The organism is Reyranella sp. GW821-FHT12G01, assembly GCF_058806575.1.
The window spans coordinates 536,427-549,925 of sequence record NZ_JBXAPV010000002.1 but is presented as its reverse complement, the minus strand read 5'-3'; the positions used below and the strand labels follow the sequence as shown (position 1 = coordinate 549,925).

Here is a 13,499-nt window from a genome sequence, read left to right as displayed (position 1 = left end):
CGCGGAGCCTTGCGGAAAGGCGAGTTGCCAGTCGGAATACTTTCCGCAATGAAGTCGGGATGGACACGATCATCTCCCCGGCGCCGCAGAACCGCACGACCTCTGAACATTTCGACGTGCTGATCGTCGGCGCCGGCCTCTCGGGCATCGGCGCCGCCTGGCATCTGCAGAAGAATTGCCCGGGCAAGAGCTACGCGATCCTCGAGGGGCGGGCGGCGAGCGGCGGTACCTGGGATCTGTTCCGCTATCCCGGCGTGCGCTCCGATTCCGACATGTACACGCTCGGCTACCGCTTCCGGCCATGGAAGGATCCCAAGGCGATCGCCGACGGTCCGTCGATCCTGAGCTACATCCGCGAGGTCGCGAGCGACAACGACATCGACCGTCATATCCGCTACGGCCATCGCGTCGTCGGCGCCTCGTGGTCGACACCGGACGGGAAGTGGACGGTCGAGATCGAGCGGGGCGCGGAGCGCGTATCGATCTCCTGCAACTTCCTCTGGATGTGCAGCGGCTACTATCGCTACGAGGCGGGCTACCTGCCGGAGTTCCCGGGCATCGATGGCTTCAAGGGCCGGGTCGTGCATCCGCAGCACTGGCCGCAGGATCTCGACTATGCCGGCAAGAAGGTCGTGGTGATCGGCAGCGGCGCGACCGCGGTGACGGTGGTGCCGGCGATGGCCGAGACCGCGAGCCACGTCACCATGCTGCAGCGCTCGCCCACATACGTGGTCGCGCGTCCGGCGCAGGATCCGATCGCCAACAAGCTGCGTCGCCGCCTGCCGCTGAAGATGGCCTACATGCTGACGCGCTGGAAGAACGTCCTGCTCGGCATGTATTTCTACCAGATGTGCAAGCGCAAGCCGGAGAAGGTGAAGAGCCTCATCCTGGGTGGCGTGCGCCAGATGCTGGGGCCGGACTACGATGTCGGCACGCACTTCACGCCGAAATACAATCCCTGGGATCAGCGTCTCTGCCTGGTGCCCGACGCCGATCTGTTCCGGGCGTTGCGCAAGAAGAAGGCCTCCGTCGTCACCGATACGATCGAGACCTTCACGGAAACCGGAATCAAGCTGAAGTCGGGCGCCGAGCTGGAAGCCGACGTGGTGGTGACCGCGACCGGTCTGGTCGTGCAGCCGCTGGGTGGCGCGAAGCTCGTGGTCGACGGCAAGCCGGTGAAGCCGTCGGATACGATGATCTACAAGGGCATGATGTATTCCGACGTGCCGAACCTTGCGGCGGTCTTCGGCTACACCAACGCCTCGTGGACGCTGAAGGCCGACCTCGTCTGCGAATATGTCTGCCGCCTGCTGAACTACATGGACCGCAAGGGCTTCAGGCAGGCCACGCCGCACAACAGCGACCCGACCCTCACCGAGGAGCCGTGGGTCAACTTCTCCTCGGGCTACATCCAGCGCGCCCTGCCGCACCAGCCCAAGCAGGGCAGCAAGCGGCCATGGAAGCTCTACCAGAACTACGTGCTCGACCTGCTGACCCTTCGCCACGGCTCGGTGAAGGACAAGGCGATGGTGTTCTCGAAGTAGTCGCTACTTCGACAGCAGCTCGTCGAGGCGTTCGTAGCCGCGCGCCATGCCCTGTTCCATGCCCGACTTCAGGACCATGTCGCGGGTCTCGGGCGAGGCATAGACGATCGTCATAGTGATCGTCGTCTTGCCGGCCTTTTCGGTGAAGACGGTGGTGATGGTGGTCTCGCCCTGGGTCCAGTCCTCGTCGAACTTCTCGGTGTGGACGATGCGCTCGGGCGGCGAGATTTCCTTGAAGGTGGCGGTGAGGCCCATGCCGGCGTCGCGCTGGCTGTTCTTCCATTCGTAGCGGCTCTTGCCGCCGGGGCGCAGGTCGATGGTGCAGACCGGCATCGACCAGCCGTCGGGACCGAGCATCCAGCGCTTGACCAGTTCGGGCTTCGTGAAGGCCTCGAAGACGAGGTCGCGCGGCGCGTCGAAGGTGCGGACGACCACGATCTCGCGATCGCCCTGTGGTTCGAGCTTCATGACGTTCTTCATTTGCGGGCTCCCTTGGTCCTGGCGGTGCGTGGTGCGGGTTTGCGCTTGGCGATGCCGCGCTCGGCCTTCATCTCCTCGAGCAGGTCGTCGAGGCGGGCGAAGCGGGCTTCGAAGAGTTCGCGGTGATATTCGAGCCACGTCGTGGCGGCCGCGAGCGGCTTGGTCTCCAGCCGGCAGGGGCGGCGCTGCGCGTCCTGTCCGCGCGAGACGAGGCCTGCCTGTTCCAGCACCTTGATGTGCTTGGAGATGGCGGGCTGGCTCATGTCGAACGGCCGGGCCAGTTCCATGACCGAGGCCTCGCCCTGGGCGAGGCGGGCGACGATGGCTCGCCGCGTCGGATCGGCGAGGGCTGCGAAGGTGGCGTCGAGATACGAGGCGGTCTGCATGACATAACCAATTAGTTATACAACAAGATGGTTATGGTCTGCCGGCCGCCCGCCGTCAAGCGTCGTTTTCAGGTGAAGGAAACGCTTACCGAGCCGAACGGGCCGAAGTCGGCCACATGGGTTTCGCCGGGCTTGGGCGCGAGCATGCCGGTGAGGGTGCCGGTGCTCACCATCTGGCCTTGCTTCATGCCGACGCCGGTGCGCGACAGCTCGTTGGCGAGCCAGGTGAGCGGCACCATCGGATGGTCGAGCGCCGCCGCCGCCGTCCCCTTGCGGCGCAGGCGGCCATTGGACGACAGCGTCGCTTCCCGGCTGGCGATATCGACCGTCTTCCAGTCGTTGATGGCGGGACCATAGACGATCGTGCCGGAGCCCGCGCCGTCGGCAAGGATCGCGGGGAGGGGCGGGAACGAGGCGTCGTGAATGAAGCGGCACTCCGCCAGTTCGAGGCCGGGATGCAGGGAGGCCACGGCGTCGGTCACTTCCTCGATCGTGTACGGCTTCTCACGCGGCGGCAGATCGCGGCCGAGCTTCGCCTGGTACTCGACCTCGGGGATGGGGCTTGCAAGCGTTGCATGCACGGCGCTGTGGGGCGTCTCCGCCATGAAGTAGACGCGACCATAGATCGGCGAATCGGTGCGCAGCGCCTGCTGCATCTCCTCCTTCATTGCCGCGATTTTCCAGCCCAGCACCGGCCAGCCCAGCTCCTCGGCGACCATGCCGGCGATCCGGTAGGCCGTTGCTTTATCCGGCGGCACGAGATGCGGGGCGAGCCCGCTCTGGCCGCGATGCTCGCGGCGCAGGGTGGCGAGGAGACGGGCGAGTTCCCGTTGCGCTGTCAGGTCCATGGGTGTTCCTTAGCAGAAACCGGAGGAGACGAGATGCGGACGCAGGCGGAAAAGGGACGGGTGTTTCGCGAGTTGCACGAGCGGCCTGGCCTGCTGCTGTTGCCCAATCCCTGGGACGCCGGCACGGCCAAGCTGCTGCAGTCGCTGGGCTTCGAGGCGCTCGCCACGACCAGCCTCGGCATGTCGAACGCACTGGGCCGCGTCGACGGCGACAATGCCGTGAGCCGCGACGAGCTTCTGGAGAACTGCCGCGTGATCGCCGGCGCGACCGACCTGCCGGTGAATGCCGATCTCGAGAACGGCTATGCCGACGATCCGAAGGAAGCCGCCACCATCCTGCGCGACGCGGCGGCGGTCGGCATCGTCGGCGGCTCGATCGAGGATTGGAGCGGCGAGAAGATCTACGACTTTAACCATGCCGTCGAACGCGTGGCGGCGGGCGCGGAGATGGCGCGCTCGCTCGACGTGCCTTTCACCTTCACCGCGCGGGCCGAGAACCTGATCCGCGGCGTAAAGGATCTCGACGACACGATCCGCCGGCTGCAGGCCTTCGAGAAGGCCGGCGCCGACGTGCTCTACGCGCCGGGCCTCCACGATCTCTCGACCATGCGCACCGTGGCCTCGGAAGTGACGAAGCCGCTGAACGTCGTGATGAGCGCGGGCGATCCCGATCTCACGGCCGAGCAGATCGCGGCGACGGGCGTGAAGCGCATCAGCGTCGGCGGCGCGCTCTCCCGGCTGGCCCTCGCGGCCTTCATGAAGGGCGCGAACGACATGAAGGCCGGCAGCTTCCTGTGGATGCGCGACACGATGGCGACCAGCGACCTCAAGAAGGTGTTCGGTGGCTGACGCGGCATGAAGCGCAAGATGGAGGTCCCCGCGGCGGGCGAGGGCAAGCGCGGGCCGGAGGGGCATCTCGGCTATCTGGTGCGGCAGGCCCATGCGGCGGTGCGCGGGGCGATGGAGAAGGCGCTGGCCGACCTCGACGTCACGCCGCCCCAGTTCGCCGTGCTGACCATGGTGGTGAACTATCCCGGCATCTCTGGCGCGGAGCTTGCTAGGCTTACGTTTCTGACACCGCAGACGATCAACGTGATCGTCCGCAACCTGGTCAGGGCGGGGCTGGTCGAGAAGTCGGCCGATGCCGCGCACGGCCGCATCCTGCGGCTCCACGCGACGGCCCGGGGCGAGGCGCTGCTGAAGCGCTGCCGGGTCCGGGTCATGGAGATCGAGGGGCGGCTTTCGGAACTGCTGGGACGGGACGAGGAGCGGGTGGTCCGGCGATGGCTCGCTGCAGTTGGCGAGAAATTGACGGGCGAACTTTGAGAACGCCGCGTGCACCTATTCCCCAGTGCTGTAACATAAAGGTCATGAACGGCCTGTAGCTGCAGGCGTTCGACAGGGGCGAACAAAGAGGGGCACTAACAATGATCGATCGGACCATTTTCAGGCGCGCGACCTTGGCGGGTGCCGCCGCGCTCGCGATGTTCGGCCTGGCGTCGCCGGCCTTCGCGCAGAAGACCAAGCTCACCGTCTACACCGCGCTGGAGAACGACCAGCTCGACCCGTTCAAGAAGGCCTTCGAGGCGGACAACCCCACGATCGAGATCGCCTGGGTGCGCGATTCGACGGGCGTCGTCGCGGCCAAGCTGATGGCCGAGAAGGACAATCCCCGCGCCGACATCATCTGGGGTCTCGCCGCCTCGAACGTCGGCCTGATGGCCTCGATGGGCATGCTGGAGCCCTACACGCCGGCCGGCGCGACCGCGCTCAACCCGATGTTCCTGAGCGGCAAGTCGCCCCAGACCTGGGTCGGCATGGACGCCTATCTCTCGCTGGTCTGCTTCAACACCGCGGAAGGCAAGAAGGGCAACAAGCCGGTCCCGACGAGCTGGGCCGACCTGATCAAGCCGGAATACAAGGACTCGATCGTGATGCCGAACCCGGCTTCGTCGGGCACCGGCTATCTCACCATCGCGGCCTGGCTGCAGATCATGGGCGAGGAAGCGGGCTGGAAGTACATGGACGCGCTCCACCAGAACATCGCGCAGTACATCCACTCGGGCTCGGCGCCCTGCGTGCAGGCCGCCAAGGGCGAGCGCCTGATCGGCATCGGTCTCGACACCCGCGGCGCCTCGGAGAAGACCAAGGGCGCGCCGCTCGAGCTGGTGATCCCGAAGGAAGGCCTGGGCTGGGAGCTCGAGGCCACGGCGATCGTCAAGGGCACCAAGAACCTCGACGCCGCCAAGAAGCTCGCCGACTGGGCCGCGACCAAGAAGGCCAACGAGCTCTACGCCAAGACCTATCCGATCGTCGCCTATCCGGGCGTCGCGATCACGCCGCCGAACTATCCGCCGAACCTCGAGAAGGTGATGGTGAAGAACGACGTCGAGTGGATGGCCAAGAACCGCGACCGCATCCTGGCGGAGTGGACCAAGCGCTACGACGGCAAGTCGGCACCGAAGGCCAAGTGACGGCCTAGGTGGCGAATTACCTCGAAGTCCGTAACCTTTCGAAGCGGTTCGGCGACTTCTCGGCTCTCGGCGACGTCTCGCTCGATGTCGTCGAGGGCGAATTCGTCTGCTTCCTCGGCCCCTCGGGCTGCGGAAAGACCACTCTTTTGCGGGCTATTGCCGGTCTCGATCCGCAGAGTTCCGGCACGATCCGGCAGAAGGGGCGGGACGTCTCGGCGTTGCCGCCGGCGCAGCGCGACTTCGGCATCGTCTTCCAGTCCTACGCGCTGTTTCCCAATCTCAGCGTGACCGACAATGTCGGCTACGGGCTGGTGAACCGTCGCCAGAACAAGGGCGCGATCGGCAAGCGCGTGGCCGAATTGCTGGCGCTGGTCGGCCTGCCTGACGCCGGCCCGAAATATCCCGCGCAGCTCTCGGGCGGCCAGCAGCAGCGCGTGGCGCTGGCGCGCGCGCTCGCGACCTCGCCCGGTCTGCTGCTGCTCGACGAGCCGCTGTCGGCGCTCGACGCGCGCGTACGCCTGCGACTGCGCCACGAGATCAAGGCGCTGCAGCGAACCTTGGGCGTCACCACCATCATGGTGACTCACGACCAGGAAGAGGCGCTGACCATGGCCGACCGCATCGTGGTCATGAACCACGGCGCCATCGAGCAGGTCGGCACGCCACAGGAGATCTACCGTCGGCCGGCGACGGCCTTCGTGGCCGACTTCGTGGGCTCGATGAACTTCCTTTCCGGCACCCTGATGGCCGCCGACAAGGTGCGGGTGGCCGGCGTCGATTTCGCCTGCCCGGTCCAGGACGGGCTGGCGCCCGGCCAGAAGGTGAGCCTTTGCATCCGGCCCGAGGACGTGCGCGTCCGCGACCTGCCGGCCGACATCGCCAACCGCGTGCCGGTCGAGGTGGCGGAGCTGGACTTCGTCGGCGCCTTCTGCCGCGCGACCCTGAAGGCGCGGGCGGCGGGCGAGGTGGCCGTGACGGCCGACTTCTCCAGCAACCTGATCCGCGATCTCGGCGTCGAGATCGGCACCAAGCTCGACATCGCCCTGCCGCCGGACCGGCTCAGGGTCTTCGCGTGAGTCTCGTTGCTCCGGCTGTAAAGCCCGGCATGTCGCGCGACGACCTGATGATGCGCGCAGGCGTCGTCGTGCTGGCGGGCGTACTGCTGGTCATGCTCGGCCTGCCGCTCTGGGCACTGCTGGCCAAGGGCTTCGAGGACCGCGACGGCAAGTTCATCGGGCTGGCCAACTACGTTTCCTACTTCTCGACTCCGGCGCTCTTCCAGTCGGCGTTGAACAGCCTGCAGGTCGCGTCGATCACCACTGTGATCGTGGTGCCGCTCGCTTTCATGTACGCCTATGCGCTGACACGCACCGTGCTGCCGATGCGCTGGCTATTTCAGGGCATCTCCCTGATTCCGATCTTCGCGCCTTCGCTGCTGCCGGGCCTGGCGCTGATCTACCTGTTCGGCACCCAGGGCTTCTTCAAGGCGCTGCTGGGCGGCGGGTCGATCTACGGTGTCGATGGGATCGTGATCGCGCAGGTCTTTTACTGTTTTCCGCACGCGACGCTTATCCTGACGACCGCGCTCGCCACGGCCGATGCGCGCCTCTATGAGGCAGCGGACGTGCTGGGCACCTCGAAGCGCCGCGTCTTCTTCACCGTGACCCTGCCGGGTGCGAAGTACGGCCTGATCAGCGCCGCGCTGGTGGTGTTCACGCTGGTGATGACCGACTTCGGCATCGCCAAGGTGATCGGCGGCAACTTCAATGTGCTGGCGACCGACGTCTACAAGAAGGTGATCGGCCAGCAGGATTTCTCGATGGGCGCGGTCGTCGGCATGGTGCTGCTGGCGCCGGCGGCACTCGCCTTCCTGGTCGACCGTCTGGTCCAGCGCAAGCAGGTGGCGCTGCTGACGGCGCGCGCCGTGCCGCTGGTGCCGCGACCCAAGTTCGCCCGCGATCTGTTCTTCACCCTGTTCTGCCTGCTGGTCTCGGCGGCCATCCTCGCCATCCTCGGCATGGCGATCTGGGGCTCGCTGATCAAGTACTGGCCGTACAATCTCAGCCTCACGCTCGACAATTACGACTTCGCCAAGTTCGACGCCAACGGCTGGGATTCCTACTGGAACTCGGTGCGGATGGCGCTGGGCGCGGCGGTGTTTGGCACGGTACTGATGTTCACCGGCGCCTGGCTGAACGAGAAGACCCGCGGCTTCGGAGTGATGCGCGGTGTCGTGCAGTTCCTGGCCTTCCTGCCGATGGCGGTGCCGGGCCTCGTGCTGGGCCTGGGCTACATCTTCTTCTTCAACGCCCCGAACAATCCGCTCAACTTCCTCTATGCCACCATGGGCATCCTGGTGCTGAACACGGTGGCGCATTTTTATACGGTGGGGCATCTCACCGCGACGACGGCCTTGAAGCAGATCGACCCTGAATTCGAGGCGGTGTCGGCCTCGCTCAAGGTGCCGATCTGGAAGACTTTCGTGAGGGTGACGGCGCCGATCTGCCTGCCGGCCATCCTCGATATCGCGATCTACCTGTTCGTCAACGCCATGACGACCGTGTCGTCGGTGATCTTCCTCTACGCGCCCGACACCAAGCTCGCCTCGGTGGCGGCCGTGAACATCGAGGAGGCGGGCACGACGGCCGCCGCCGCCGCGCTCTGCGTCGTGATCGTGCTCACCTCGGCCGCCGTGAAGGCCGCCCACTTGATCGCCGACCGGTTCCTGTTCGCCCGCCTGCAGGTCTGGCGGCGGCGCTGATTTCGCGCGAACATCGCGCGATGAAACAGCTCAAGATTCCTGCCGTCTACATGCGCGGCGGCACCAGCAAGGGTGTGTTCTTCCAGTCCCACGACCTGCCCGCCGACCCGGCGGTGCGCGACCGGCTGCTGCTGCGGGTGATCGGCAGCCCGGACCGCTATGGCAAGCACACCGACGGGATGGGCGGGGCGACCTCGAGCACCAGCAAGGTCGTGATCCTGTCGAAGTCCGACCGCGAGGGCTGCGATGTCGACTATCGCTTCGGCCAGGTGGCGATCGACGCGCCGGTCATCGACTGGTCGGGCAATTGCGGCAACCTGAGCGCCGCGGTCGGCGCTTGCGCGCTGGGCATGGGCCTGGTCGAGGGGCCGGCCGACGGTATTGCGACGGTGCGGATCTGGCAGGCCAATATCGAGAAGGTGATCGTGAATCACGTGCCCATGCAGGGCGGCGAAGTCCAGGAGCTGGGCGAGTTTGAGCTGGATGGCGTGGCCTTCCCGGCGGCCGAGGTGAAAGTCGAGTTTCTCGACCCCGCCGCCGACGAGGAGGGCGGCGACGGCGCGGGCAGTGGCGCCATGTTCCCGACCGGCAACCGGATCGATACGCTCGACGTGCCGGGTGTCGGCAAGATCGAGGCGACGCTGATCAATGCCGGCAATCCGACCATCTTCGTCGACGCCGCAAGCCTTGGTCTCAAGGGCACGGAGCTGCAGGGAGACGTGAACGGCGACAAGGAGCTGCTGAAGCGCGCCGAGGCTCTGCGTGCGCTGGGCGCGGTCGCGATGGGGCTCGTCGCCACGACGCAGGAGGCAACGGAGAAGCGGCCGCACACCCCCAAGCTCGCATTCGTCGCGAAGCCGGCCGCCTACAAGGCCTCCGACGGCAAGCAGATCGAGGCAACCTCCATCGACCTGCTGGCCCGCATCTTCTCGATGGGCGTTCTGCACCACGCCATGACCGGCACCGGCGCGGTGGCGATCGCCGCGGCCGCCGCGATCCCCGGTACGATCGTGAGCCGCGTGGCGCCCGCCGGCGCCGACGGCCGTGTGCGCTTCGGCCATCCCTCGGGGAGCCTCAACGTCGGCGCCGAGGCCCGCGAGGAGGCTGGTCAGTGGATTGTGGCCAAGGTCATGATGAGCCGGTCCGCCCGCCGTCTGATGGAAGGCTGGGTGCGCGTTCCCGTTGAGTGAACGTCAGCCCTCGTTGCGCCAGAAGCCCAGCAGGAAGCGGCGGCCCTTGCCGGCGCTTGCACCGGCCTGATCGTTGACTTCGGATAGCGTGGCGCCGTGGCGGGACATCCAGCGATCGAGTGCGAGCTTCCCCAGCCAGCCGATCACGATGAAGGTGCCGAAGTAGATGATGGCGGTATAAAGCGCTCTCACGGGGTTCAGCTTAGACCGGGCGGGCGATGAAGTCAGATGTCGTGGTGATCGGGGGCGGGGCGATGGGATCGTCCATCGCCTACCATCTGAAGTCCGATCCTGCTTTTGCGGGAACCGTCACCGTGGTCGAGCGCGATCCGGCCTATACCCGGGCTTCGTCGGCCCTGTCGGCGAGTTCGATCCGCCAGCAATTCTCGACGCCGCTCAACGTCCACCTGTCGCGCTTCGGCATCGGCTTCCTGCGGCGCGCGAAGGAACTGCTGGGCGTCGATCTCGGCCTCAGGGAGCCGGGCTATCTCTTCCTGGCGAGCCCGGCCGGCGAGGCAGTGCTTCGCGCCAACCACGCCATCCAGAAGGCCGAGGCCTGTTCGGTCGAGCTGCTCGATCCGGCCGCGCTGAAGGATCGCTTCCCGTGGATATCGGACGAGGGGCTGGCGCTGGCATCACACGGAACGGCGAACGAAGGCTGGTTCGACGGGCCGTCGCTGATGCAGGGGTTCCGGCGCACGGCGCGTGACCTTGGCGCGACCTACATTGCCGACGAGGTCGTCTCGTTCGATGCGGGTGGTGTCATCTTGAAGGAAGGCGGCCGGCTGGAGGCCCGCACCGTCGTGCTGGCGGCAGGGCCGTGGTCGGGCGAGGTGGCGGGGAGGTCAGGTATCGAGCTGCCGGTGGAGCCACGCCGGCGGTCGGTGTTCGTGTTCGACGTGCGCGAGGCACCGGGTATTACGCCACTCACCATCGATCCGTCGGGCACTTGGTTCCGCCCCGAGGGCCGCTTCTATATCGCGGGCACGACACCTGCCGAGGGCAACGACGCTCCCGGCGCGCCGCTGGAGGTTCAGCACCAGGAATGGGACGAGATGGTCTGGCCGACGCTCGCCGCGCGCGTGCCGGCCTTCGAGGCGGCCAAGGTCGTGAACTCCTGGGCGGGCTACTACGAGTACAACACGTTCGACCAGAACGGCATCGTCGGCCGCCATCCGGAGATCGAGAACCTGATCTTTGCCACCGGCTTCTCCGGCCACGGCATCCAGCAATCGCCGGCCGTCGGCCGCGCCGTCGCCGAACTGATCGTGCACGGCGACTACAGGACGCTCGACGTCAGTCCTTTCGGATTCGAGCGGATAGGCTCTGGCAAGCCTATCCGCGAGCTGAATGTCGTCTAAGTATCAGACGAAGTCGTTGCTGGCTGCGTCATATTTGAGGGTGCCGAAAGTACCACCTGCTTTCAGGGCTTTGATTTCCTTGGCAAGCGTGGCAATGCGCGAGCCGTATTGCCCCACACCGATCTTGAGCAATGCAGCTAGCGGGTCTGCATCTTGGAGGGCCAATCGGACCGTTCCTGCATTTGCTCGCCCCTGGTGATGGATGTCTGCAACCATAAGGCAGATCTCAGGTATCGCGCCGTGAAGACTCGGGTACCATTTGGCATAGGTCTTCATCTTCGATTTGAAGTGATCGATGCCGACCTTGATCTGCACATCACGATGGTCCTGGTCGTGAGACCAGTTGACCAGCTTTGCAGCTTGGATGACTTCGGTATCTTCGACTTCCGCTTCCGATGGATTGAAGTAATCCATTAACAACTCGGTGGACGCATCGGTTTCAAGGGGAGTCGATCCGCCGGTGTCGATTTTGCACACGCGGCCCCCTTCCAGCGCCAGATCCGGGAAGTAATCCTTCGCCGCTGGCAACTCCAGCAACGCGCGAAGAAAGACGACGAAGTCGCCGTTGGGTACGTGCGCAGCGTACTGCAGGAAGGTGAAAGTAAACCGCGCGCGATCATAGGTGTTCAGGGTGTGATAGAGAGCGCCTTCCGCCATGGCGGTAGGGTGTATGAAGTCAGCCCAAAAGCCAAAGGCGGGGCGGTAGGCGGCTCTGTCATATCTATCAGAAGCAGGTCCGACGGTGTTCATCAGTCCCTTATTTCCCAAGTAGGAAACCCGCGAACCAATGAAGAACTTCGGGCCTTGGTCGATCCTGCCGAAATACTTGTTTCCCTGTTCGAGCGCGAACGTGACGACCTTCATTGCAATCCCCCATCAATTGCAAATCATGAAATTAATAAACGCAACTGATGCTAGTATAAATATGGTGAAATGATCAATTGCTTCTCGGGCGGGCATTCTGAGCTGAATTCATGTTTGCAGGTGCTGGACACCGGCGCTGTCCTCGATCTCAATACTTTTGGTTATGACCGCCTTGAATCGGGGCGGCCTATCCGCGAGCTGAACGTCGTGTGATACTTGGGGCCTCATGCGAGGAGAGTGACGTGCCCGATCAAGCGCTGGTGAATTCGGATCTGCAATCTGCCCTGGCGGAAGCCAAGCAGGCCTATGTCGACCGCAATCCGAAGAGCTTCAGCCGCCACCAGGATGCCTGTGTCGCCATGCCGGGCGGCAACACTCGCACGACGCTGCACAATTCGCCATTCCCGCTCACGGTGGTGCGCGGCGCGGGCTGCAAGCTGTGGGACGCGGACGGCCACGAATATATCGATGTGCTGGGTGAATATACCGCCGGCATCTACGGCCACTCCCATCCCGTGATCCGCAAAGCGATCGACAAGGCGCTCGACAATGGCTGGAACTTCGCCGGCCGCAACGAGAGCGAAGCCAAGCTCGCCAAGCTCGTGGTCGACCGCATGCCGTCGATCGACCTGGTGCGCTTCACCAACTCCGGCACCGAGGGCAACGTGATGGCGTTGGCCGGCGCCCGTGTCTTCGCCCAGCGCAAGGGCCGCACCAGGGCAACCAAGGTGATGGTGTTCCACGGTGGCTATCACGGCGGCGTGCTCTACTTCGTGAGCGGCGGTTCGCCGGTCAACATGCCCTACGAATACGTGGTGGCGCCCTACAATGACGTCGAAGGAACCCGCGCGCTGCTCGCCAAGCATGGCGAGGAGCTGTTCGCCGTCCTGCTCGAGCCGATGCAGGGCAGCGGTGGCTGCCTGCCCGGCAATCTCGACTTCCTGCAGATGGTTCGCAGCGAGACCAAGGCGCGCGGCATCACCATGATCTTCGACGAGGTCATGACTTCGCGCCTGTCGCCGGGCGGCCTGCAGGAGAAGACGGGCGTGATTCCCGACATGACGACGCTCGGCAAATATATTGGCGGCGGCATGTCGTTCGGCGCCTTCGGCGGCCGGCGCGACATCATGGAGCTGTTCGATCCGACCAAGCCCGATTCGCTGCCGCATGCCGGCACGTTCAACAACAACGTGCTCACCATGGCCGCGGGTGTCGCGGGCTATGGCGAGGTCTATACGCCCGAGGCGGCGCGCGAGCTCAATGGACGCGGCGACAAGATCCGCGAGCGGTTGAACGCGATCTGCCGCTCGGCGGGTGTCGAGTTCCAGTTTTCGGGTATCGGCTCGATGATGACGGCGCATGCCACGACGCGGCCCATCAAGAACGCGGCCGACCTGGCGTCGAGCAACCAGGACGCCAAGGAGCTGTTCTATTTCGACATGGTAGCGGCCGGCATCTGGATCGCCCGCCGCGGCTTCGTGGCCCTGAACATCATGATCGGCGATGCCGAGGGTGACCGTTTCGTGGCAGCCGTCGAGGAATTCGTCGCGGCCAGAAAGGCCCTTTTGAAAGCAGCGTAAGGGCTTACATT

Annotated in this window: 14 protein-coding genes; 9 read left to right on the top strand and 5 right to left on the bottom strand. The window is 65.2% G+C overall.

Features of this window, described 5'->3' with window-relative positions; all coding sequences use genetic code 11:
- The first annotated feature begins 59 nt into the window (after positions 1–59).
- A complete protein-coding gene (locus AC1RP5_RS22085; RefSeq protein ID WP_493114299.1) occupies positions 60–1,544 on the top strand; it encodes a flavin-containing monooxygenase in 1,485 nt (494 codons plus the stop codon).
- A gap of 3 nt (positions 1,545–1,547) precedes the next feature.
- On the opposite strand, the gene AC1RP5_RS22080 is transcribed toward AC1RP5_RS22085, so the two are convergent.
- From AC1RP5_RS22080 to AC1RP5_RS22070, 3 genes are all read right to left on the bottom strand, one after another.
- Positions 1,548–2,024 (bottom strand): SRPBCC family protein, encoded by a 477-nt coding sequence (locus tag AC1RP5_RS22080; protein ID WP_493114297.1) that lies wholly within the window; start codon positions 2,022–2,024, stop codon positions 1,548–1,550.
- A complete protein-coding gene (locus AC1RP5_RS22075; protein ID WP_493114295.1) occupies positions 2,021–2,410 on the bottom strand; it encodes an ArsR/SmtB family transcription factor in 390 nt (129 codons plus the stop codon). Before AC1RP5_RS22075 ends, AC1RP5_RS22080 begins: the two co-directional genes overlap by 4 nt.
- A gap of 68 nt (positions 2,411–2,478) precedes the next feature.
- Positions 2,479–3,258 (bottom strand): 2-keto-4-pentenoate hydratase, encoded by a 780-nt coding sequence (locus AC1RP5_RS22070; RefSeq protein WP_493114293.1) that lies wholly within the window; start codon positions 3,256–3,258, stop codon positions 2,479–2,481.
- A 33-nt stretch (positions 3,259–3,291) separates the two neighbouring features.
- Here AC1RP5_RS22070 and AC1RP5_RS22065 point away from each other — a divergent pair, with 33 nt between their 5' ends.
- The 6 genes from AC1RP5_RS22065 to prpF all read left to right on the top strand — a co-directional run bounded on the left by AC1RP5_RS22065 (position 3,292) and on the right by prpF (position 9,683).
- Positions 3,292–4,107, top strand: coding sequence for an isocitrate lyase/PEP mutase family protein (locus AC1RP5_RS22065; protein WP_493114291.1), 816 nt, complete (start codon positions 3,292–3,294; stop codon positions 4,105–4,107).
- Positions 4,108–4,113: 6 nt separating this feature from the next.
- Positions 4,114–4,584, top strand: a complete 471-nt coding sequence (locus AC1RP5_RS22060) for a MarR family winged helix-turn-helix transcriptional regulator (protein WP_493114290.1) — start codon at positions 4,114–4,116, stop codon at positions 4,582–4,584.
- A gap of 101 nt (positions 4,585–4,685) precedes the next feature.
- Positions 4,686–5,732 (top strand): putative 2-aminoethylphosphonate ABC transporter substrate-binding protein, encoded by a 1,047-nt coding sequence (locus AC1RP5_RS22055; RefSeq protein ID WP_493114288.1) that lies wholly within the window; start codon positions 4,686–4,688, stop codon positions 5,730–5,732.
- An 8-nt stretch (positions 5,733–5,740) separates the two neighbouring features.
- Positions 5,741–6,808: a putative 2-aminoethylphosphonate ABC transporter ATP-binding protein gene (locus tag AC1RP5_RS22050; protein ID WP_493114286.1), complete on the top strand. Its 1,068-nt coding sequence runs from the start codon at positions 5,741–5,743 to the stop codon at positions 6,806–6,808.
- Positions 6,805–8,493, top strand: coding sequence for a putative 2-aminoethylphosphonate ABC transporter permease subunit (locus AC1RP5_RS22045; RefSeq protein ID WP_493114285.1), 1,689 nt, complete (start codon positions 6,805–6,807; stop codon positions 8,491–8,493). Before AC1RP5_RS22050 ends, AC1RP5_RS22045 begins: the two co-directional genes overlap by 4 nt.
- A gap of 20 nt (positions 8,494–8,513) precedes the next feature.
- Entirely contained in the window at positions 8,514–9,683 is a 1,170-nt protein-coding gene (prpF, locus tag AC1RP5_RS22040; RefSeq protein ID WP_493114283.1) for a 2-methylaconitate cis-trans isomerase PrpF, read from the top strand.
- A 3-nt stretch (positions 9,684–9,686) separates the two neighbouring features.
- Here prpF and AC1RP5_RS22035 read toward each other — a convergent pair whose 3' ends face one another.
- Positions 9,687–9,875 carry a hypothetical protein gene (locus tag AC1RP5_RS22035; RefSeq protein WP_493114281.1) on the bottom strand — a complete coding sequence of 63 codons (189 nt, stop codon included), beginning with the start codon at positions 9,873–9,875 and terminating at the stop codon, positions 9,687–9,689.
- 26 nt (positions 9,876–9,901) lie between these two features.
- On the opposite strand from AC1RP5_RS22035, the gene AC1RP5_RS22030 reads away from it, so the two are divergent.
- The gene (locus AC1RP5_RS22030) at positions 9,902–11,044 is read left to right on the top strand and encodes an NAD(P)/FAD-dependent oxidoreductase (RefSeq protein WP_493114280.1); all 1,143 of its coding nucleotides are present in this window, start codon (positions 9,902–9,904) and stop codon (positions 11,042–11,044) included.
- A 3-nt stretch (positions 11,045–11,047) separates the two neighbouring features.
- Here the strand turns inward: AC1RP5_RS22030 and AC1RP5_RS22025 are convergent, their stop codons facing one another.
- The gene (locus tag AC1RP5_RS22025; protein WP_493114278.1) at positions 11,048–11,908 is read right to left on the bottom strand and encodes a hypothetical protein; all 861 of its coding nucleotides are present in this window, start codon (positions 11,906–11,908) and stop codon (positions 11,048–11,050) included.
- 242 nt (positions 11,909–12,150) lie between these two features.
- Here AC1RP5_RS22025 and AC1RP5_RS22020 point away from each other — a divergent pair, with 242 nt between their 5' ends.
- A complete protein-coding gene (locus AC1RP5_RS22020; RefSeq protein WP_493114276.1) occupies positions 12,151–13,488 on the top strand; it encodes an aspartate aminotransferase family protein in 1,338 nt (445 codons plus the stop codon).
- Positions 13,489–13,499: the final 11 nt, after the last annotated feature.